Origin of the sequence: Streptomyces sp. NPDC048383, from assembly GCF_040651775.1 — a bacterium.
Lineage (GTDB): Bacteria > Actinomycetota > Actinomycetes > Streptomycetales > Streptomycetaceae > Streptomyces.
In genome coordinates, this window is record NZ_JBEZKS010000068.1 from 20,377 (window position 1) to 42,154 (window position 21,778).

Consider the following 21,778-nt stretch of genomic DNA (forward strand, 5'->3'; position numbering starts at 1 on the left):
AGACTGCGCGGCATGCGCATTGTTGTTCTGGCCGGCGGCATCGGCGGCGCCCGTTTCCTGCGCGGCCTCAAGGTCGCGGTCCCCGACGCGGACATCACGGTCATCGGCAACACCGGTGACGACATTCACCTGTTCGGGCTGAAGGTGTGCCCCGATCTGGACACGGTGATGTACACCCTCGGCGGTGGCATCAACGAGGACCAGGGCTGGGGCCGCACCGACGAGTCCTTCACCGTCAAGGAGGAACTCGCCGCCTACGGCGTCGGACCCACCTGGTTCGGCCTCGGCGACCGCGACTTCGCCACCCACATCGTCCGTACGCAGATGCTCGGCGCGGGCTACCCGCTCAGCGCCGTCACCGAAGCCCTCTGCGACCGCTGGCAGCCCGGCGTGCGGCTGCTGCCCATGTCGGACGACCGCGTCGAGACCCACGTGGCCGTCACCGACGCCGAGACCGGCGAACGCCGCGTCATCCACTTCCAGGAGTACTGGGTCCGGCTGCGCGCCTCGCTCGACGCCGAGGCCGTCGTCCCCGTCGGCGCCGAACGGGCCGAGCCGGCGCCCGGCGTCCTGGAGGCCATCGCCGCCGCCGACGTCATCCTGTTCCCGCCGTCCAACCCGGTCGTCTCCGTCGGCACCATCCTCGCCGTACCCGGCATCCGCGAGGCCGTGGCCGCCGCCGACGCCCCCGTCATCGGCCTCTCCCCCATCGTCGGGGGCGCCCCCGTGCGCGGCATGGCCGACAAGGTGCTCGCCGCCGTCGGCGTCGAGTCCACCGCGGCGGCCGTCGCCCTGCACTACGGCACCGAACTGCTCGACGGCTGGCTCGTCGACACCGCCGACGCGGACGCCGTCGCCGACGTCGAGGCCGCCGGCATCACCTGCCGCGCGGTGCCGCTGATGATGACCGACCTCGAAGCGACCGCCGCCATGGCACGGGCCGCCCTCGAACTGGCGGAGTCCTCCCGGTGACCGTGCCCCCGTATCCCTCGTACGAGGTACGCGCGGTCCCCGGGATCCCCGAGGTCAAGCCCGGCGACGACCTGGCGGCGCTGATCGCGGCCGCGGCCCCCGACCTGCGCGACGGCGACGTCCTGCTCGTCACCTCGAAGATCGTCTCCAAGGCCGAGGGCCGCGTCACCCGGGCCTCCTCCCGCGAGGAGGCCATCGACGCCGAGACCGTACGGGTCGTCGCCCGCCGCGGCACGCTGCGCGTCGTCGAGAACCGGCAGGGCCTGGTCATGGCCGCCGCCGGGGTCGACGCCTCCAACACCGCGCCCGGAACCGTCCTGCTGCTGCCCGAGGACCCGGACGCCTCCGCCGCCGCGATCCGCGCGGGGCTGCGCGCGGCCCTCGCCGTCGACGTCGGCGTCATCGTCACCGACACCTTCGGGCGACCCTGGCGCACCGGGCTGACCGACGTCGCCATCGGCGCGGCCGGCGTCCGGGTCCTGGACGACCTGCGCGGCGGTCACGACGCCCACGGCAACCCGCTCGGCGCGACCGTCGTGGCCACCGCCGACGAACTCGCCGCCGCCGGTGACCTCGTCAAGGGCAAGGCCGCCGGGCTGCCCGTGGCCGTCGTCCGCGGCCTCGGGCACGTACTGGGCGACGGCCCCACCGCCCGGGACCTCGTCCGCGCCCCCGCCGACGACATGTTCCGGCTCGGCACCTCCGAGGCCGTACGGGAGGCCGTCACGCAGCGGCGCACCGTACGGGCCTTCACCGACGAGCCCGTGGACCCGGGCGCGGTGCGACGGGCCGTGGCCGCCGCCGTCACCGCACCGGCCCCGCACCACACGACGCCCTGGCGGTTCGTCCTGCTGGAATCGCCGGCCGCCCGCCTCGAACTCCTCGACGCGATGCGCGACGCCTGGATCGAGGACCTGCGCGGGGACGGAAAGTCGCAGGAGTCCATCGCCCGCCGGATCCGGCGCGGCGACGTCCTGCGGGCCGCGCCCTACCTCGTCGTCCCCTGCATGGTCACCGACGGGGCGCACGACTACGGGCACGCCCGGCGGGACGCGGCCGAGCGGGAGATGTTCGTCGTCGCGATGGGCGCCGGCGTGCAGAACTTCCTCGTCGCACTGGCCGGCGAACGGCTCGGCTCGGCGTGGGTGTCCTCGACGATGTTCTGCCGCGACGTCGTCCGCAAGGTGCTCGGGCTGCCCGACCACTGGGACCCTATGGGCGCGGTGGCCGTGGGCCACGCCGCGGAACCGCCCCGCGAGCGGCCGGACCGGCCGGTGGAGGAGTACGTCGAGGTCCGATAGGTCGTCTCGTTCGTCTCGTTCGGATCCTGCCGGTCGCCCGCGTCGTCCGGGGCGGGGCGGGTCGGGCGAGGTCCGGACGCGACGCACAGCACTAGAGCAGGCCGATGTCCCCGCGGGGCATGCGCGGGGTGCGGCGGGGCGGGGTGCGGCCCGCGAGCAGGATCAGCCGGGCGGCGCGGTGGCGCTGGCCCGCGTACGGGGCGAGCAGCTCCAGCATGACGGCGTCGTCGGCGTCGCGGTCGCCCGTCAGGGCGTAACCGACGATGCCCGGCAGGTGCAGGTCGCCCGTGGTCACCGCGTCGGGGGCGCCGTTGCTGCGCTGGAGCGTCTCGGCGGAGGTCCAGGGGCCGATGCCGGGGACGGCCTCCAGCCTGCGCATCGCCTGCGGCAGCTCCATCGCGGCGGCCTCCTCCAGCCGGGCCGCGACCCGGGCGGCCCGCACGATGGTCGCCGACCGCTTGGAATCCACGCCGGCGCGGTGCCAGTCCCAGGAGGGGATCAGCGCCCAGGTGCGGGCGTCGGGCATCACGTACAGGTCGAGCGGTCCGGGGGCGGGCTCGCCGTGTCGGCGCACCAGCCGGCGCCAGGCGCGGTACGCCTCGTCGGCGGTGACCTTCTGCTCCAGCACGGTCGGTACCAGCGACTCCAGGACCAGCCCGGTACGGGTCAGGCGGAGCCCGGGGCGGCGGCGGTGACTGGTGTGCAGGAGCCGGTGGCGGGGAACGAACGCGGTCGGGTCGTCGCCGGCGCCGAGCAGCGCGGGCAGGTGCGCGAGGACCCAGTCGGCGCCCGGACCCCACGCCTCGGCGTCCACCGCCTCCCCGCGGAGGGCCACCCTGAGGGTGGCCGGGCCGTCGGGGGTACGGGTCGCCCGCCAGACGGAGCCGTCGGGGGTGGTGCGGAAGGTGGGGTCGCCGGGGCCGCGGCGCAGCGGGCCGAGCGTGAGCCCGAGGTCCAACGGGGTGCCGGGGGCCCAGGTCCGGGGCCGGGAGCCGGCTCCGGCCGGCGTGCCGTTGCCGGGGCCCGGCGGGACGACGGTACGGCCACCGCGCACGCCGCTCCGCGTCAGGGGGTCCCGGGGTGAAGCCACCCCCCGAGCCTATCCCCTGGCCGGGGTCTACCCGGGGGCCCGCTGCCCGGCCCCGCCCCCTCCCGGGGCTCCGCGCCGGCGGGGCCGGCCGGGCGGCCCGCCCCCGAACCAAACCGCGACGGCCGGACTCGGCGGATGGAGCGGCGCGAAGCAGCCGACGCCCCTGGTCAGCGCGGGCACAAACCCCCGGGGCTCCGCCCCGGACCCCAAGCCTCAAACGCCGGCGGGGCTGCGCAGCAAGGGCGGATGGGCGGGGCCTGATGGGTCGGGGCAGTCCGATCCGGCGGGGGGCGCGCAGGTCGGGGTCGGGGACGGGGTGGGGTGTCGTCCGGGGCTCAAACGTGATTTGTTGGCGCGCGGTGCCGCTCGGCAAACGAAGCTGCGGACAGGGCGCCATAAATCATGCCCGCCCCGGACGACACCCCACCCCGGCACCGGCCCCGACCCACCCGCAGCCCCCGCCCGCCCAGCCCCACCCCCGACCGGCCAGGTCAGGGGCGGCCCTGGAGTTTGGCCGATGAGGTCCGGGCCGGGGGGAGTTGGCCGTACAGCAGGCGGCCCGGGCATTCCGTCGCGAAGCCGTCGCGGTGGCCCGAGATGACGTTCAGCTTGACGTTGCTGCCCTTCTTGTACAGGTTGCCGCCACCCGACTTCAGGGTGGCCTTGGCCCGCGGGTCCACCCCGAACAGCCCGAGCTTCCACGCCGTGAGCTGCGCGACGGCGTTCACCGCGGCCGCCGGCGGGGCCGTCGTCGAGTAGGAGCCGATCACCGCGATGCCCATGCTGTCCGTGTTGAACCCCATGGTGTGGGCCCCGAGCACGGCCTTGGCGACGCCGCCCGCCCGCCCCTCGTAGACGGTCCCGCACTTGTCGACGGCGAAGTTGTAGCCGATGTCCCGCCACCCGCTGCTGACGACGTGGTAGCGGTACAGGCTGCGCAGCACCGCCGGGGCGTCCTTGCAGGCGTAGTTGTTGCCGGAGGCGCTGTGGTGGACGAAGGCGGCCTTGACGGTGTTCGTGTAGACGAAGCCCTTCTCGCGCAGGCTCTCGTCCGCGCCCCAGCCCTGACGGGTGACGATGCGCGGGCGCGGCCCGATGTACGGGGCGGCCTTCCCGATGCTGCCCCCGCCCGCGAGGATCGCGTCGGCGGTGGAGTCGGCCTTGTCGAGGGCGACGATCTCGTTGGCGCCGAGCGGGGCGTGCGGGAGGTTGGCCGAGGAGGACTCCGTCATCTCCATGGTCATCCCGGGCGCCGCGCCCACCTGGCCCTTGTCGTCCTCGGTGGGCATGCCGTTCTTGCCGTCGATGACGGTGGGCGGCCGGTCCGCCCCCGGGTCGACGAGTTCGATGCGCATGCCGGACGGCAACCGGCGGGACGCCGCCCGGGTGCCCGTGCCACCGGCCCCGGCCTCCGCCTGGACCCGCACCTCCACCCCGTCGGACGGCCCGACCCACAGGGGCGCGGTGCTGCCGCGCACCCGGCCGGAGCCGGTTTCCGCCGCGTCGGGGTCGGCGGCGTGTTCGCTGTTGTGGGTCTCCACGTCCTGCCAGTCGGACCAGGCGGCCGTCTCCACGGAGCGGGTGCGGACCTGGACGAGGCCGTGGAGCTGGGTGGAGGCGTCGTCCCAGACGATGCCGACCAGGGAGAACGTCGTGACCTGGGGTGCGTCGAGGCCCTGGGTTTCGGGCAGGCCGCGCGCCTCGGGCAGGTCGGGCGAGGCGCTCATGCCGGGGACGCCGGGGATCCGGCCGGCCGACGGCCCCATGGGGACGAGCGGCAGCGACTGGGTGGACCCGGCCGGGGTCTCGGGGGCGACCGTGCCGGACTGGACGGCCAGGGCCGGAGTGGTGAGGGCGAGCGGCAGGACCAGTGCGGCAGCCGTCGCGACGCCGATCGAGGAAGCAAGGAATCCACGCATGGAAGCGATGCTGAACTCGCTCACCACGAACCGCCATCGGAGAACTGACGATCCGTCCGGTGGCGGCGCGCGCCGCCTCCCCTGGACGGCCGAGCCGTCGCCCCCCGTACGGGGGAAGGGCCCGCGTACGCTGGGGCGGGTGAACGCCACTGACCGCACCCCTGCCGACCTGCTGCGATCCGCTCTGGCCGCGGACCCGGGCCGCCCGCTCGTCACCTTCTACGACGACGCCACCGGCGAGCGCGTGGAATTGTCCGTCGCCACCTTCGCCAATTGGGTGGCCAAGACCGCCAACCTGCTCCAGGGCGACCTGGCCGCCGAGCCCGGCGACCGGCTCGCGCTGCTGCTCCCCGCGCACTGGCAGAGCGCCGTGTGGCTGCTCGCCTGCGCGTCGGTCGGGGTGGTCGCCGAGGTCGGCGGTGATCCGGCCGGGGCGGACCTCGTGGTGAGCGGTCCGGACACGCTGGACGCGGCCCGCGCCTGCGAGGGCGAGCGGGTCGCCCTCGCGCTGCGCCCGCTGGGCGGGCGCTTCCCGCAGCCGCCCGCCGGGTTCGTGGACTACGCCGTGGAGGTGCCGGGGCAGGGCGACCGGTTCGCGCCGTTCGCCCCCGTCGACGCGGACGGGCCGGGCCTGGTGGTCGGCGGCGAGGAGCTCTCGTACGCGGAGCTCGTCGCGCGGGCCCGCGCGGACGCGGCCGGCCGCGGCGACGGGGCCCGGGTGCTGTCGGGGCTGGGCTACGACACCTGGGAGGGCTTGTCGGCGGGGCTCTTCGCGGCGCTGGCCGGCGGCGGGTCCGTGGTGCTGTGCCGGAACCTGGACGCCCTGTCACAGGCCGGGCTGGCGCAACGGGTGGAGAGCGAGCGCGTCACGCACACGCTCTGACCGGCCGACCGACCCGGGCCCGCCCGTCCATCCACTCCCCCGTACGTCCGCCTGACGCGTACGCCCCTCCCCCGCCTCCACCTGCCCCACTTCGGGCTATTTGTCACCCACATGGCCCTTGACGGCACCCCGTCCCCGGGCCGGTCCCGGCGCCCCGGGGGAGACTCGGCTCCAGGTCGTGCTCACCCGCACGGCCCGTAGTTCCACGGCGGCCGAGGGGACGGAACGCGAGTGACCGACCGCGCGGGCATACCTGACGGCGCCGGGCCGGCCGGGGGCTCCTGGAGGCCCCTGACCGGCCGCCGGCGCCGGCTGCTGCGTTGGATCGCCCTCGGCGCTGCCCTGCTGGTGCTCACCGGCACCGCGGTGGGCTGGTGGCTGTACGTGAAGCTCGACGGGAACATCACGGCGGACGCCTCGGCCGCCGCCGAGCTGGAGCGCTACGAGCGGGAGCGCCCGGCCCACCTCGCGACGGGCGCGCAGAACATCCTGCTGATCGGCTCGGACTCGCGCGCCGGCAAGGGGAACTCCGGGTACGGCCGGGACCGCGGCACCCAGCGCTCGGACACCACGATCCTGTTGCACCTGCCCAAGGACCGGAAGAGCGCGACGGCGGTGTCGATACCGCGGGACCTGATGACGGACGTCCCGAGCTGCCTCAAGCCCGACGGCACCCGCACCGGCGAGCGGTTCGTCCAGTTCAACTGGGCCTTCGAGTGGGGCGGGGCCGCCTGCACGATCCGTACGGCGGAGAAGCTCACCGGGATCCGGATCGATCACCACATGGTGGTGGACTTCGGCGGGTTCAAGCGGATGGTCGACGCGGTCGGCGGGGTGGAGGTGTGCCTCAAGGAGCCGGTGGACGACACCGAGGCGCGGCTGCGGCTCACGGCGGGGCGCCACGTGCTCCGGGGCGAGCAGGCCCTGGGATTCGTCCGGGCCCGGCAGAGCCTGGGCAACGGCAGCGACACCCAACGGATGCAGCGCCAGCAGCAGTTCCTCGGCTCGCTCGTGAAGAAGGTGCAGGGCAACGGGGTGCTGCTGAATCCGACGCGGCTGTACCCGGTGCTGGACGCGGCGACGTCCTCGGTGACCACCGACCCCGGGCTGGCCTCGCTGCGCGGCCTGTACGAACTCGTACGCAGCGTGCGGGACATACCGACCGAGCAGGTCAAGTTCCTGACGGTGCCCCGGCATCCGTACCCGAGCAACCCGAACCGGGACGAACTGGTCGAGCCGGACGCGGGCCGGCTGTTCCGGCAACTGCGCGAGGACCGCCCGCTGACGGTCACCCCGCCCGACCCCGAATCGGAGTCGGAGTCGGAGTCGGGTCGGGACGACGGGCAGGAGCTGCGGGAACGTGCGGACGGGCGCGCGGAGGGCGAACGGGCGGCCGACAGGGACGACGAGGGCGAGAAAATCGGAACCGGCGCGACCCCCACCCCCGTCCCCACTTTCACGGGAACGACCGCAGGTCAGGTCGATTGCCGGTAAAGCAATCCAAAAAGCCGGGACCCCGCCGAGCCGCTTGGGGGTTTTGGGCCGTTATGAGGGGAGTGGATTTTGTCCCCGGCATGGTTTGCTGCCGACCAGGCCGGATAAGGTGAGCGATCCGGTGCACCGGCCGTTCAAGAGGCCGCGCACCAGCAGCCGGATCGTTGACCGCGTGCCTGGGGGGAGGCGCGTCGCGAAGCACCGACGGAGGATTCGAGCAACCGTGGATGCGCAAAGCCGTGGGCGGGCGGACGAGATCGACCCCGCAGACCAGTGGGTCCTCAATCCCCGCACTGGCAACTACGAACTGCAACTGGACCATTCCCCTGCGCAGCAGCCCACCGTCGCGCCACCGCGCCGATCCCGCCGCAGAACCCCCGCCGCGCCGGCCGCGCCCGCGGTTCCCTCCCCGGCCGTCCCGAAGCCCCGTCGGGGCGACGGACCGCCCGGCGGACGGCGCGGCGGACGCTCGCGCAAGGCCGGCGGCGCCTCGGAGCGGCGCCGCAAGCGGCTGGCGATCACCGGCGGGACGGTGGCGTTCCTGCTGGTCGGCGGCTCGGTGGGGGCGTACCTGTACTTCGAGCACCTGAACAGCAACCTGAACGTCATCGACACGGGGCGCAAGGCGGGCAGCTTCAAGAGGGACCAGCCGATCAACATCCTGGTCATCGGCACCGACAAGCGCAGCGGCGCCGGCAACCAGGGGTACGGGGACACGGACAGCGTCGGCCACGCCGACACCACGATCCTGTTCCACGTGTCGAAGGACCGCTCGAACGCCACCGCGCTGTCCATCCCGCGCGACCTGATCACCGACATCCCGGCCTGCCCGACGAAGGTGGACGGGTCGGTCAAGGACATCCCCGCCACCAAGGCCACCCGCTTCAACAACAGCCTGGGCCAGGAGGGGCGGGACCCGGGCTGCACGATGCGGACGGTGGAGGAGCTCACCGGTGTCCCGGTCGACAACTTCATGATGGTCGACTTCAACGCCGTGAAGAGCCTGAGCACGGCGGTCGGCGGCGTTCCGGTGTGTGTGGAGAAGGACGTCAAGGACCAGGCCTCCAAGCTCGACCTGAAGGCCGGCGAGCACCGGCTGGAAGGCGAGCAGGCGCTGGCCTTCGTACGGACCCGGCACGCGTTCGGCCTCAAGAGCGACCTCGACCGGATCAAGACCCAGCAGCAGTTCCTGGGTTCGATGATGCGCGAGATGAAGTCCAAGGAGACGCTGACCAGTCCGAAGAAGTTCTTCTCGCTGGCCGAGGCCGCCACCAAGTCGTTGACCGTGGACCAGGGCCTCGGGTCCATCGGCAAGCTCACCGATCTGGCGGGCGAGTTGAAGGACATCGACCTCAAGAACGTCACGTTCACGACGCTGCCGGTGCTCGACAACCCCAACGATCCCCCGAACCAGAACCTGACGGTGGTCGTGAACTCCGCCCAGGCCGATCCGCTGCTGGAGATGATCCGCGGTGACGTGTCCCTGACCGAGGTGGAGAAGCAGAAGGAGGCCGCCAAGGAGGCGGCCGACAGCGAGGCGAAGAGCAAGCAGGACGCGCTGCTCCAGGGCAACCGCGCACCCGCCGGGGACGTCCGGGTGGAGGTCTACAACGGCGGCGGGCCCTCGGGCTCCGCCTCCACCACTTTGACCTGGCTCCAGCAGAGCAAGGGCGTCTACCGGGCGAGCAACCACGGCAACGCCGCCGTCAAGCTCGGCAGCACGCAGTTGGAGTACGCCCCCAACCAGGCCGACCAGGCCCGGGCGCTGGCGGACATGATGGGGTTGTCCGCGTCCGCCCTGAAGATCGGTACGACGGACGCGGCGCCGAAGGCCCCGATGAAGTTGACGCTGGGCGCCGACTTCAAGGAGCCGGGGGCTCCGCTGAACCCGGCCGCGGCGACTCCGCCGCAGGCGCCGGAGGGCCTCCAGCGCCTGGAGGCGGACAAGGCGGTCTGCGCCAAGTGACCGACCGACCGGGTCCGGCGAGACGCCGGACCCGCTCGGCGCGCGGGCCCGGCGACGCACACGCACACGGACACGGACACGAACGCGGACCAACGCACCAGCACGGACCGACGCACTAGAACGAACCGGCGCACGAGAACGGACCGGCGCACCGACCGGCGAGCGACGCCCGACCGCGCTCAGCGGCGGCGCACAGGATGATCGCCGAACATGGCGGGCAGTAGCCGGTGGAACCGGCACCACACCACGATAGTGATCTTGAGGGGGGACGCGTGAGGCACAGCAGCGTGCGGGGGGAGGGGACGCCCGACCGGGCCGCCGGAGGCATATCCGGCGGTGCGGAGGCGGGCGGCACGGTACCCCCGCAGAGACGGGGTTCCGGCGGCTCCGGGACCCCCGGTGGCGGACCGGCCCGGCGGCGCAAGCGCCGGACCCTGTTCTGGGTGGCGTCCGTCATGGCGTTCCTGATCCTGGGGACCTCGGCGGCCGGCTACCTCTGGTACCGCCACCTCGACGGGAACATCCGCAGCGGGCAGCGCCTGAGCGGGGACAGCGGCGTCGAGAAGTCCCGGGCCAACGCCAAGGGCCAGCGCCCGTTGAACATCCTGCTGCTGGGCTCCGACAGCCGGAACAAGCCGGAGAACCTGGCGCTCGGCGGCAGCCACGACAGCGTCGGGGCGCCGCCGCTGGCGGACGTGCAGATGCTGCTGCACGTGTCGGCGGACCGGGAGAACGCCTCCGTGGTGAGCATCCCGCGCGACACCCGGGTCGAGATACCCGAGTGCACGGACCCGAAGACCGGCGAGAAGTACAAGAAGACCACGGCGATGATCAACGAGACCCTCGGGCGCGGGGGTCCCGGCTGCACCTTGGCCACCTGGGAGAAGCTGACCAACATCTACATCGACCACTGGATGACGATCGACTTCACCGGTGTGGTGCAGATGGCCGACGCGATAGGCGGGGTCCCGGTCTGCGTCAAGGACAACGTCTGGGACCGCGCGCTCGGCACCGACGGCGGCGGCTCCGGCCTCAAGCTCCCCGCCGGCACCACGAAGGTCAAGGGCGAACAGGCCCTGCAGTGGCTGCGTACCCGCCACGCCTTCAGCAGCGACCTGGGCCGGGCCCAGGCGCAGCACATGTACATGAACTCGATGATGCGCGAGCTCAAGGGCCAGAACGCCTTCACCGACGTCGGCCGCATCACGGCCCTGGCCGAGGCGGGCACCAGGGCGCTGGAGGTCTCCGAGGAGATCGGGTCGGTCAAGAAGCTCTTCAACCTGGCCATGGAGCTCAAGCACGTCCCGACCAACCGCATCACGATGACGACGATGCCGACCTTCCCGGACCCGCGGGACCAGAACCGGCTCGTGGTGAACACGACGGACGCCGAGAAGATGTGGACGATGCTCCGCAAGGACGTCGCCTTCGACAAGAACGGCGCCGCCAAGGAGCCCGGCGACACCGGCTCGCCCGCCGCGGGGACCCCGCAGCCGGTCGCGAGTTCCGCGCAGCCCGGCGGGACCGTGCAGGAGCCGTCGAAGGCGCCGGTCACCGCCAACGACAAGATCGCCGTGCACGTGGTCAACGGCACCGCCGCCGGGATGCCGCTGGCGCCGGGACGGGCGGCCGCGGTGACGGAGGCCCTGGTCGCGAAGGGCTTCACCGCGGCCCGGGCGGACAGCGCGCTGACCCCGGAGAAGACCACCGTCGTGCGCTACCCGACCGCGGACCTCGCCGACGAGGCCCAGGCCGTGGCGACCGCGCTGGGGATCCCGGCGAGCGCGGCGCAGCAGTCGGCGACGGTCTCCCGGCTCACGCTGGTCGTGGGCGCGGACTGGCGCGACGGCGCGACGTTCCCGCAGCAGGCGCCGCCCGAGGCCGGCGCGGTGCCGGACACGGCCGACGCGATCAACGGCTCCGACAGCGGGGCCTGCATGGAGGTCTACAAGCCGTACCGCTGGTAGCTCCGGCGGTGGGCGGACGCGAGGGGTGACCCGGTCCCGTGTGGGACGGGGTCACCCCGCGCGCGTTCCGCTCAGACCTCGGAGGAGTCCCGGCGCACCGACGGGCGGCGGCTGGCGATGACCTTCGCCGCGAGCGAGCGCGGGCTGGTCAGGAAGCCGAAGCCCCAGCTCATGTGCATGGTGGCCAGGGCCACGGGGATCTGCGCGCGCGCCCGCAGCGGGAGCCCCTTGCCGGCGGGTACGGAGCCGACGGTGATCGCCGCGAGGTAGCCGGCCGGCACCACGAGGGCCCACGGGGTCAGCGTCGCGCCCGCCACCAGGCCGGCCGCGATCGCGCAGACGGCGGCGGGCGGAGCCAGGTAGCGCAGGTTGATCGAACCGGAGTGGTAGCGGGCCACCACGTGCCGCCAGCGGCCGTAGTTCTTGTACTGCTTGGCCAGCGCCCGCACGGACGGGCGGGGGCGGTACCGGACCTTCAGCTCGGGCGAGAACCAGATGAGGCCGCCGGCCTCGCGGATGCGGAAGTTCAGCTCCCAGTCCTGGGCGCGGATGAACTCCTCGTTGTACCCGCCCTGCTGTTCCAGGGCCTCGCGGCGGAACACGCCGAGGTAGACGGTCTCGGCCGGGCCGGCCTGCCCCCCGGTGTGGAAGGCCGCGTTGCCGACGCCGATCTTCGAGGTCATCGCGGCGGCGACGGCCTGCTCCCACGCGTTCTCGCCCTCGGCGTGCATGATGCCGCCGACGTTCTGGGCGCCGGTCTCCTCCAGGAGGCGGACGGCGGTGGCGATGTAGTTCGGGGAGAGCATGCCGTGGCCGTCGACGCGGACGACGATCGGGTGGCGCGAGGCCTCGATCGCGGCGTTCAGGGCGGCGGGCGTCCGGCCGGTGGGGTTCGGGACGGGGTGGACACGCGGGTCTTCGCGTACGAGCTCGGCGGCGATCTCATCGGTGCGGTCCGTGGACGGCCCGAGTGCGATCACCACCTCCATCTCGCCTGCGTACTCCTGTCCGAGGATGTGCCGGACGGAGTCGCGCAGATGGCGCTCCTCGTCGAGCACCGGCATGATCACCGAGACTGCGGGCTGCTGCGCGGGCATGTGGTCCTTCAAGGTCGGGTATCGGTGTCACGTTACCGCGTACGGGGGAAACGGGTGCGCGCCGGACGAGCGGTACGGACAGCAGCTGATCGTATGGGCCTACTGTTCTGACGAATCCTAAGAATCAGCCGACCGTGTCCCTGCCGTTCCCCCGCGGAGGTGTCCCTCGTGCCCCAGCCGCACCGTCCCACCCGACCCGCCAGGCCACCCCAGCCACAGCGTGCGCGGCGGGGCGGCCCGCAGGCCCGGCGCCGGGGGGACAGACCCCGGTGGGGGGTGCGGATCGCGGCCGGGGTGGCGGTCGTGGTGCTCGGATCCGGGGCCGTCGGGCACGCGGTGATGACCGGCCTGGACACCGGGATCCAGCGGGTGGACCCCTTCAAGGACATGAAGAACCGCCCCCAGGCCGGGCACGGCCTGAACTTCCTGCTCGTCGGCACCGACGGCCGCGACAGGATCACCAAGGAGGAGAAGCGGGAGTACCGCCTCGGCGGCGCCCCCTGCCACTGCACCGACACGATCATGCTGGTGCACCTGTCCGCCGACAAGGAGCGGGCGAGCGTGATCAGCCTGCCCCGCGACAGCTACGCCGAGGTGCCCGCCCACCACGACCTGGTGACGGGCAAGCCGCACAAGCCGCACCCGGTGAAGCTGAACGCCGCCTACGCCGAGGGCGGGCCGAACCTGACGGTGCGCACGGTGGAGAACATGACCCGGGTGAAGATCGACCACTACCTGGAGGTCGACTTCACCAGCTTCATGAAGACCGTCGACGCCATGGGCGGCGTCGAGATCTGCACGGCCAAGCCGATGCGCGACTCCTCCACCGGCCTCGACCTGCTCCCCGGCACGCACCGGCTGACGGGTGGCCAGGCCCTGCAGTACGTACGCTCGCGCCACATCGACGGGGCCTCCGACCTGGGCCGGATGCAGCGCCAGCAACGGTTCGTCGCGGCCCTGATCAAGCAGGCCACCGGGGGCGGGGTGCTGCTGAACCCGGTGAAGTTCAAGGAGGTCAGCTCGACGCTGCTGGGCTCGGTACGGGCCGACCGGGACTTCGGCTCGGAGCAGATGCTGGCCCTGGGGCAGGCCATGCGGGACTTCACGCCCTCGTCGTCCGAGTTCGCCTCGGTCCCGGTCGGGGACCCCTCGTACCCGGTCAAGGGCATCGGGTCGACGGTCAAGTGGGACGCGGCGAAGGCCGCCCAGCTGTTCGAGTCGGTCCGCCAGGACCGGCCGCTGGCCCCCGCCCGCGCCGCGGGGACCCGGCGGCCCGCCGCGACACCGGTGGACGTGCCGCCGGGCCAGATCAAGGTGCAGGTGGAGAACGGGACCCGGATCGACGGGCTCGGCGGCCGGGTCGACTCCGCGCTGCGCGCCACCGGCTTCAACACCACCGGCGCCCCGGGCAACGGCGCCGGCCGGGACGTGCGGCGCACGGTGATCGCGTACGACCCCCGGTGGGACCGCACCGCCCGGACGGTCGCCACGGCCCTGCCCGGCAGCGAGCTGCGCGCGGTGCCGCGCCAGGGCCGGACGGTGCTGGTCATCGCGGGCACGGACTTCAAGAAGGTGGTGCCGGTACGGGCGGAGGACCCGTACCAGGGCACGTTCGGCGTGGTGACGGGCGACCAGGTGGTGTGCGGGAAGTGACCGCTGCGGGCGGGGCGCGGCCGGTCAGTCGTCGAGGCCCTCGGCGGTCCGCCGTTCGCGGAGCTCGGTGATCGCGCGGCGCCGGGCGAGCCGGTGGGTGCGGCGGATCTGGGCCTCCTGGTTGCGGCGCCTGTCCTGCCCGGTCTCCGGGAGCACCGGCGGCACCTGGCGGGGCTTGCCCTCGGCGTCGACGGCGGTGAAGACGAGGTAGGCGCTGCCGACCTGGGTGGCGGGGGTGGACTCGTTCCACCGCTCGGCCAGCACCCGTACGCCGATCTCCATGGAGGAGCGGCCGGTCCAGTTGCACTGCGCCCGCACGTGGACCAGGTCGCCGACCCGGACGGGGGCGAGGAAGGCCATCTCGTCCATGGAGGCGGTGACGGCCGGACCGCCGGAGTGCCGGCCGGCCACGGCGCCGGCCGCGTCGTCCACCAGCTTCATGATCACGCCGCCGTGCACGGTGCCCAGGAGGTTCGTATCGCTCGCGGTCATGATGTGGCTGAGCGTGGTGCGGGAGGCCGAGACGGGCTTGCCCTGCGGTTCGACCGGTATGTCTGTCATACGGACACCTTAAATCGGTACCGGAGGCATCAGGTGTGCAACAGCACCGGTACGAACCCCCCACCGGGGTGTCGAGCGACACGCCGGTGCGGGCATCCTTGTCCGCATGAGTGACTGGGACGGGTGGAGCGGCGAGCGCGATGCGCGCGGCCGCCGCGATGACGGGTACGGACACGGCAGCGGGCAGGCCCAGCCGGAGGGCGCGCAGCGGATGCGGCACGTCCAACGGCAGCCGCAGCCGCCGCAGCGCCCGGCCCGGCCGCCGGTCCCGCCGCAGTCCGCTCCCCCGGCGGGCCCGCCCGCGTACGGGGTCCCGCCGCAGCAGACCCGCGGTCAGGGCGGCCCCGACGGCCACGACGGCGGCTGGAACACCGGCCAGGTCTACGGCTCGCCGTCGGGCCCCGGCGGCCCGGGGCAGCGACCGCCGGGCGGCGGTGGCACCGGGGGACCCGGGCCGGCCCGCGGACCCGTCGACTGGCGCCGGCGCATCAAGGTCGGCTCGATCGTCGTGGTCTCCGTCCTCGTGGTGACCACGATCGGCACCTACTTCTGGGCCGACTCCAAGGTGCGCCGCGAGGTCGACCTCTCCAAGGTGGTCGAGCGCCCGAAGGAGGGCGACTGCACGACCTATCTGATCGTCGGCTCCGACAGCCGCGAGGGCATGTCCGACGAGGAGAAGAAGAAGCTCCACACGGGTTCCGCCGAGGGCAAGCGCACGGACTCGATGATGATCCTGGCGAAGTGCTCCAGCGGGAACACGATGATCTCCCTGCCGCGCGACTCCGACGTGGAGATCCCCTCCTTCGTCGGCTCGCAGTCCGGGAAGAAGTTCCCCGCGCAGGGCAGACGGGTCAAGCTCAACGCGGCGTACGCGGAGGACGGCCCCGAGCTGCTGGTGCGCACCGTGGAGTTCAACACGGGGCTGCGCATCGACCACTACGCCGAGATCGGCTTCGCCGGCTTCGCGAACATCGTGGACGCGCTCGGCGGGGTCGAACTGGACATCGAGAAGGCCTTCAAGGACGAGAAGTCCGGCGCCGACTTCCAGGCGGGCCGCCAGACCCTCAACGGCGAGCAGTCGCTGGCCTTCGTACGGACCCGCTACGCCTTCGCGGAGTCCGACCTCCAGCGCACCAAGAACCAGCAGAAGTTCCTCGGCGCGCTGGCGAGCCAGGCGGCCACCCCGACCACCGTCCTGAACCCGTTCTCGCTGTACCCGGTGATGGGGGCGGGTCTGGACACCCTGATCGTGGACAAGGACATGGGCCTGTGGGACCTGGGCCAGATGTTCTTCGCGATGAAGGGGGTCAACAGCGGTGACGGCGTCTCGATGAACATGCCGATCTCCGGCCAGCGGGGCGGCAACCTGGTCTGGGACAAGGCCAAGGTCCAGCAGCTCGTCAAGCAGATCCAGAACGACGAGAAGGTCACCGTCCGGGGTCAGTGACCGGGCCGGGCCGGACATGGCGTCCGGGCCGGACATGACGGAAAGGGGCACCCCCTCGGGGGTGCCCCTTTCCGTACGACGGGCCGGTCGGCGCGGTTACTTGCCGGCGCGGGCGCGGAGCTTCCACGGCATCGCGATGGACTCCAGCTGGACCGCGAGGTTCATCTTGGACTCGCCGACGGTGCGGTCCTCGAAGTGGATCGGGACCTCCATGACCTGGAAGTTCCGGCGCAGCGCCTTGAACTTCATCTCCACCTGGAAGCTGTAGCCCGCGCTGCCGATCGACGCCAGGTCGATGGCCTTGAGCGCGTCGGCGCTCCACAGGTTGAAGCCGCCGGTGATGTCACGGACGCGGGTGCCCAGGATGGTGCTCGCGTAGGCGTTGGCCCAGCGGGACAGCAGCTTGCGGTGCGCGCCCCAGGCGTCGGACAGGGTGCCGCCCGGAACGTAGCGGCTGCCGACGACGAGACCGGCGCCGGTGGAGCGGGCGACGCCCAGCATCTCGGCGATCTTGCCGGCGGGGTGGGAGCCGTCCGCGTCCATCTGGAGCACGTACTCGGCGCCGTCCTCGACGGCCTTGGCCATGCCGGCGGCGTAGGCGCGGCCGAGGCCGTCCTTCGCGGTGCGGTGCAGCACCGACATGCGCGGCTTGCCGTCCTCGGTGAGGAAGCCCTCCGCGAGCTCGTCGGCGATCTTGCCGGTGCCGTCGGGCGAGGAGTCGTCGACGATCAGCAGGCGCAGGCCCGGCTGGTCGAGGCCCATCAGCAGCTCGACCATGCCCGGCAGGTTGCCCGCCTCGTTGTACGTGGGCATGACGACGGTGAGCGGCGTGTGCGCCCAGGTGTCCGGAAGCTTCGTGCTCGCGACGTCGGTCGCGCGGGGAGTCTGCTGCTCGCCTATCACAGGGTTATGCCTCACTGGAGTTGGTCACCGGTCCGAGGAGAAGCGGACGGCGGCAGCGGGAAGTTCCGCCTCGCACCACACCCGCACCCCCGCGCGAAGTTCGTTGTCGGCCCCGACGACGGCGCCGTCGCCGATGACCGCGCCGTTCACCACCGTGCGCGGGCCCACCGAGGCGCCCGCGCCGATGAGGCTGGCGTCCACCACCGTGTCCGTGCCGAGGACCGCACCGTCCAGGACGATCGAACCGTGGACGCTCGCGCCGGCCTCGATCCGGGCGCCGGCGCCCACCACCGTGCCGCCCGACAGCTTCGCGCCGTCGGCCACATGGGCACCCGGGAGCACGAGGGACTCACCGCGCGGGCCGGGGACGGCCGGGGAGGCCACGATGCCGCGGACAAGGTCGGCGGAGGCCTGGACGAAGGACTCGGGCTTGCCGAGGTCCAGCCAGTAGGTGTCCTCGGTCACGCCGTGCAGCTTGGCACCGGAGGCGAGCAGACCCGGGAAGGTCTCCCGCTCGACGGATACCGATCGGCCGGCCGGAATGGAGTCGATCACGCTGCGGCGGAACACGTAGCAGCCGGCGTTGATCTGGTCGGTGACGATCTCTTCGGGAGTCTGCGGCTTCTCGGTGAAGGCGAGGACGCGGCCCTCGGAGTCCGTGGGCACCAGGCCGAAGGCGCGCGGGTCCTCGACCCGCACGAGGTGCAGGGAGACGTCCGCGTCGGCGGTCCGGTGGGACTCGACGAGGCCGGCGATGTCGAGGCCGGTGAGGATGTCGCCGTTGAAGACGAGCACGGAGGAGTCCGGGCCGCCGGTCAGGCGCTGCGCGGCGTTGCGGATGGCGCCGCCGGTGCCGAGGGGCTCGTCCTCGACGACGTACTCAAGGGTGATGCCGAAGTCGGAACCGTCGCCGAAGTAGGGCTCGAAGACCTCGGCGAGGTAGCAGGTGGCCATCACGATGTGCGTGACGCCGGCGGCCGCGGCCCTGGCTATCTGGTGGGCGAGGAAGGGGACTCCTGCGGCCGGAACCATCGGCTTGGGCGTGTTCACCGTCACGGGGCGCAGTCGCGTCCCCTGCCCACCGACCAGCAGGATCGCTTCCGTCATTATTTTCTCCCCAAACGGTTCAGGCGTACGAAGCGTCAAATTTAGCCCATCGGAGGGCTTGCGAAGGCCGGGCAGAAGCGCCCCGACCGGTCCCGGTCCCTACTTCGGCAGGGATGAATACCGGGGCGCCGCCGGTTCCCCGAGACCCGGGGCGTCCTTCGACACATTCGCCGATCCGTCGCTGCGCCTACGTGCCAGGTGGGTGAGCAGACGCTTGCCGAGGCGCTGTCCGGGCAGTTCCACGAGCTTGTAGGTCAGGTGGCTCATGAGGAAGACCAGGGCCAGGAAGATGACGGTCGGGATGAATTTGCCGGGGCCGGACTTGGGAATGTCCATGCCCTCGACCATCCAGCGCACGCCGTGCAGCACGGGAACGTGGGTGACGTAGACGGAATAGCTGATCGCGCCGAGCCAGGTGAGCACCCGCGGGAACCGCGCCCCGCGCAGCAGCATGCCGATGCCGAACGTCAACCACGCGGCGAAGTACGGCAGCACGAAGCCGACCCATCCCTCGGTCCACGTCTGGTGCCTGGCCGGGCCGCGGTTGTACATGTATCCGGCGGCGAGGCCGGCGACCAGGACGAACCCGCAGCACAGCAGGCCGACCAGGCGGTCGCCCTGATGGTTCTGGATGCGGTAGACGGCCGTGCCCGCGAACATCGTCGCGAAGATGACCATGGTCTCGAAGAACGGCGCCCGCGCGTTGGTGAGCATCAGCACCAGGCCGAGCCCACCGAGCAGCAGCGCGCCGACCCGGGTGAGTTCCTTGCGGCCGCTCAGCACGCAGAACAGGCCCATGACCATGACGACGGAGCAGGCGAGGATGAGGTTGCGCGTCGAGACCCGGTCCGCGGTGATCAGTTGCGAGGCGACGGCGCCGCCGAAGAGCAGGCCCACCGCGGCGAAGAACAGGGAGACCTGGGCGCTCAGGCGGTGGCGGCCGATCACGAAGAGGGCGGTGACGAAGAAGTAGAAGACCATCTCGTAGGAGAGGGTCCACATCACACCGATCGCGCTGGGCACATTGAGCACCTCTTGCATCAACAGCGCGTTGGCGAGGGTGGATCGCACCGGGTGGTCCACGACCACGTCCGGCACCGCGGAATGAGCGGCGGGCAGGACGATCAGGGACACCGCGATCACGACGATCAGCAGCGGGTAGATCCGGAAGATCCGGCCGATCCAGAATCCCCGTACGTCACCGCGGCGTTCCAGCGAGGCCGGCACGATGTATCCGCTGACGAGGAAGAACAGCATCACGGAGTAGATACCGAGATCGAAGTTCCTGGTGAAGAACGTGCCGCCGGGTATCAGTTCCAGAATCCGGAAGTGGTGTACGGCGACGAGCAGTGCGGCTATTCCGCGGAGGGCGTCGAGCCAGCCGAGCCGCACCACGGGCCGATCGGCGACGACGGCGCCGGTGCGGTTCGGTCGGGTTTCCGACTGCTGTTCAATCACGGTCACAGCAGTGCAGGCTAGCCCAGAAGATCGGCCGCCCCTTCGTATCGGCGGCTCCGCCCAGGGCCTGAGGACCAACCGTAGTCCACTTGTTACCTTTCTCCATGGTTCCGCGGCCGCCATCGGGACAGGGAGAATCGGTTTCGGGGGCGGCCATACTGGGGTGGGTGCGCCGGCGCCGTGGCACGGCCTCCGTCGCCGCACGAGCCTTGTCGGGCCGGCGCGAGCGTCATCCGTGAAAGTTCGTATGCATAGGGATCGGCCAGGTCCCGGCGAGACATGTCAGGGGCTTTGCCGCAATGAGCGTGCACATGACCAGCAGTGCTCCCCCGGTCGGTGATCCGGCCGACGGGCAACGGCACTCCGGACGCCGCCGCGGGACGAAGGACGTCGTCGCCCGCGTCCTGCGCCCCGTCTGGCTGTGGCCCGCCCTGCTGACCCTCGCGCTCGGCCTCCACGGCAGCGGCCGCGTCGGACTCTGGCGTGACGAGCTGGCCACCTGGAACGCCATCGACCGCTCCCCCCGCGAACTCCTGCACCTGCTGGACAACCTCGACGCGGTCACCGGCTTCTACTACCTCCTCATCCAGCAGTGGACCTCGCTGTTCGGCCACTCGCTGCCGATGCTCAGGTTGCCGTCCGCCCTCGCGATGGCCGGTGCGGCGGCGTTCGTCGCGCTGACCGCCAGGAAACTGTTCGACACCCGTACCGCCTTGGTGGCGGGCCTGCTGTTCGCCCTGATCCCGTCCGTCTCGCGCTACGCGCAGGAGGCCCGCGGGTACGCGTTCGTCGTGCTCGCGGCGGCTGCCGCGACCTTCCTGCTGCTGCGCGCTCTGGAACGACCGACGATCGGGCGCTGGGCGCTCTACACCACCGCCGTCGCCGGGGCCGGCCTCTTCCACATGGTCTCGCTGGTGTTCCTCGGCGCGCACGGGCTCATCGTGCTGGGCCGGTGGTGGGACGGACGCGAGCGACGGGTCCTCACCGGGTTCTTCCTCTCGGTGGTCGTCGCCCTGCTCCCCATGGTGCCGCTCGTGATCCTGGGTCAGCGCCAGGTGGGCCGACAGCTGGACTGGCTGGTGAGGCCGAGCCTCCAGTACGTCGGTGACGTCTTCTGGCGCGGTCTGTACGGTTCGGCCTGGGTCAGCCTGTGCCTCCTGGCGATGGCCGTCCTGCCCCTGGCGTGGCGGCAGGGCCGCCGCCCGGCCTACGAGATGGGCGCGACCGCCGCCCTGCCGATCCTCGCCCTGTGGATCGCCTCCCAGGGTTCGACGCCCTACTTCCTGGACCGCTACCTGCTCTTCACGCTGCCCGCCTGGGCGGTCCTCGCGGGCGCGGGCCTGACGGCCCTGCGGCCCCGGGCGCTCGCGGCCCTGGGCCTGGTCTCGGTGCTCGTCCTGGGCATGGCGGGCCAACGCCTGATCCGCGAGCCGTTCTCCCGGGAGAACTTCGACGCCCGCGCGGCGGCCTCCGTCATCGCGAAGCACCACCGGCCCGGGGACGGGCTCGTGACGATCCGCGGCGATCTGAAGTACCTGCAGTTCAACATCGCCCTCGACTACTACCTCCCGTCCGACGTCCGGCTGAAGGACGTCCTCGTCGCCGAGAGCTCCGCCGCACGCGGCGACCTGTACGCGCGGATGTGCGCGGATCCGGCCGCCTGCATCGGTACGACGCCTCGGATCTGGGCCGTGACGCAGGACACCCCCGAGGGCGCGCCGCTCCAGGGTCTGGAGCCGGCCGAGGTGAAGGCGCTCGACCGGGCGTTCCCCCGGCGGACGGTGACCAAGGTGCCCGGAATGACCATCACCCTGTTGGAGCGCTGAGCGCACGGACCGCCCCCGCGCGACGTACGGCGCGAACGCACGAGAAGGCCCCCGGCGCACCCCGCGGGCGGTCTCGCGGGCGCCCCGGCCGCCCGGTGGGGGTTAGGCAGGGTGCTCGCCCAGAAGAACCCCAG

The 21,778-nt window shown here is 72.3% G+C and carries 16 protein-coding genes; 9 read left to right on the top strand and 7 right to left on the bottom strand.

Going from position 1 to position 21,778, the window contains the following annotated elements:
- The first annotated feature begins 12 nt into the window (after positions 1-12).
- Positions 13-972, top strand: a complete 960-nt coding sequence (cofD, locus tag AB0D46_RS33395; RefSeq protein ID WP_362883089.1) for a 2-phospho-L-lactate transferase — start codon at positions 13-15, stop codon at positions 970-972.
- Positions 969-2,273 (top strand): coenzyme F420-0:L-glutamate ligase, encoded by a 1,305-nt coding sequence (locus tag AB0D46_RS33400; RefSeq protein ID WP_362883091.1) that lies wholly within the window; start codon positions 969-971, stop codon positions 2,271-2,273. Before cofD ends, AB0D46_RS33400 begins: the two co-directional genes overlap by 4 nt.
- Positions 2,274-2,364: 91 nt before the next feature.
- Here AB0D46_RS33400 and AB0D46_RS33405 read toward each other — a convergent pair whose 3' ends face one another.
- On the bottom strand, positions 2,365-3,363 hold the full coding sequence (locus AB0D46_RS33405) for a DNA-3-methyladenine glycosylase 2 family protein (RefSeq protein ID WP_362883093.1): 999 nt from the start codon (positions 3,361-3,363) through the stop codon (positions 2,365-2,367).
- Between the two features lie 491 nt (positions 3,364-3,854).
- Positions 3,855-5,282, bottom strand: a complete 1,428-nt coding sequence (locus AB0D46_RS33410) for a peptidoglycan recognition protein (protein ID WP_362883095.1) — start codon at positions 5,280-5,282, stop codon at positions 3,855-3,857.
- A gap of 139 nt (positions 5,283-5,421) precedes the next feature.
- Here AB0D46_RS33410 and AB0D46_RS33415 point away from each other — a divergent pair, with 139 nt between their 5' ends.
- The 4 genes from AB0D46_RS33415 to AB0D46_RS33430 all read left to right on the top strand — a co-directional run bounded on the left by AB0D46_RS33415 (position 5,422) and on the right by AB0D46_RS33430 (position 11,592).
- Positions 5,422-6,165 carry a TIGR03089 family protein gene (locus tag AB0D46_RS33415; protein WP_362883097.1) on the top strand — a complete coding sequence of 248 codons (744 nt, stop codon included), beginning with the start codon at positions 5,422-5,424 and terminating at the stop codon, positions 6,163-6,165.
- Positions 6,166-6,396: 231 nt separating this feature from the next.
- The gene (locus tag AB0D46_RS33420) at positions 6,397-7,659 is read left to right on the top strand and encodes an LCP family protein (protein ID WP_362883098.1); all 1,263 of its coding nucleotides are present in this window, start codon (positions 6,397-6,399) and stop codon (positions 7,657-7,659) included.
- 223 nt (positions 7,660-7,882) lie between these two features.
- Positions 7,883-9,625 carry an LCP family protein gene (locus AB0D46_RS33425; RefSeq protein ID WP_362883100.1) on the top strand — a complete coding sequence of 581 codons (1,743 nt, stop codon included), beginning with the start codon at positions 7,883-7,885 and terminating at the stop codon, positions 9,623-9,625.
- A gap of 455 nt (positions 9,626-10,080) precedes the next feature.
- Positions 10,081-11,592 (top strand): LCP family protein, encoded by a 1,512-nt coding sequence (locus AB0D46_RS33430; protein ID WP_362883116.1) that lies wholly within the window; start codon positions 10,081-10,083, stop codon positions 11,590-11,592.
- A gap of 71 nt (positions 11,593-11,663) precedes the next feature.
- Here the strand turns inward: AB0D46_RS33430 and AB0D46_RS33435 are convergent, their stop codons facing one another.
- Positions 11,664-12,689, bottom strand: coding sequence for a glycosyltransferase family 2 protein (locus tag AB0D46_RS33435; protein ID WP_362883101.1), 1,026 nt, complete (start codon positions 12,687-12,689; stop codon positions 11,664-11,666).
- A 276-nt stretch (positions 12,690-12,965) separates the two neighbouring features.
- Between AB0D46_RS33435 and AB0D46_RS33440 the strand changes: the two genes are divergently transcribed.
- Positions 12,966-14,342: an LCP family protein gene (locus tag AB0D46_RS33440; RefSeq protein WP_362883103.1), complete on the top strand. Its 1,377-nt coding sequence runs from the start codon at positions 12,966-12,968 to the stop codon at positions 14,340-14,342.
- Between the two features lie 24 nt (positions 14,343-14,366).
- On the opposite strand, the gene AB0D46_RS33445 is transcribed toward AB0D46_RS33440, so the two are convergent.
- Entirely contained in the window at positions 14,367-14,903 is a 537-nt protein-coding gene (locus AB0D46_RS33445; protein WP_362883105.1) for an acyl-CoA thioesterase, read from the bottom strand.
- Positions 14,904-15,009: 106 nt separating this feature from the next.
- On the opposite strand from AB0D46_RS33445, the gene AB0D46_RS33450 reads away from it, so the two are divergent.
- Positions 15,010-16,350, top strand: coding sequence for an LCP family protein (locus AB0D46_RS33450; protein ID WP_362883107.1), 1,341 nt, complete (start codon positions 15,010-15,012; stop codon positions 16,348-16,350).
- A gap of 96 nt (positions 16,351-16,446) precedes the next feature.
- Here the strand turns inward: AB0D46_RS33450 and AB0D46_RS33455 are convergent, their stop codons facing one another.
- From AB0D46_RS33455 to AB0D46_RS33465, 3 genes are all read right to left on the bottom strand, one after another.
- Positions 16,447-17,163, bottom strand: coding sequence for a polyprenol monophosphomannose synthase (locus AB0D46_RS33455; protein ID WP_267091545.1), 717 nt, complete (start codon positions 17,161-17,163; stop codon positions 16,447-16,449).
- 114 nt (positions 17,164-17,277) lie between these two features.
- On the bottom strand, positions 17,278-18,360 hold the full coding sequence (locus tag AB0D46_RS33460) for an NDP-sugar synthase (protein WP_362883109.1): 1,083 nt from the start codon (positions 18,358-18,360) through the stop codon (positions 17,278-17,280).
- Positions 18,361-18,459: 99 nt separating this feature from the next.
- Positions 18,460-19,824, bottom strand: coding sequence for an acyltransferase (locus tag AB0D46_RS33465; RefSeq protein WP_362883111.1), 1,365 nt, complete (start codon positions 19,822-19,824; stop codon positions 18,460-18,462).
- Positions 19,825-20,129: 305 nt separating this feature from the next.
- Between AB0D46_RS33465 and AB0D46_RS33470 the strand changes: the two genes are divergently transcribed.
- Complete coding sequence (locus tag AB0D46_RS33470; RefSeq protein ID WP_362883112.1) at positions 20,130-21,644, top strand: glycosyltransferase family 39 protein; 1,515 nt, start codon at positions 20,130-20,132, stop codon at positions 21,642-21,644.
- Positions 21,645-21,778: the final 134 nt, after the last annotated feature.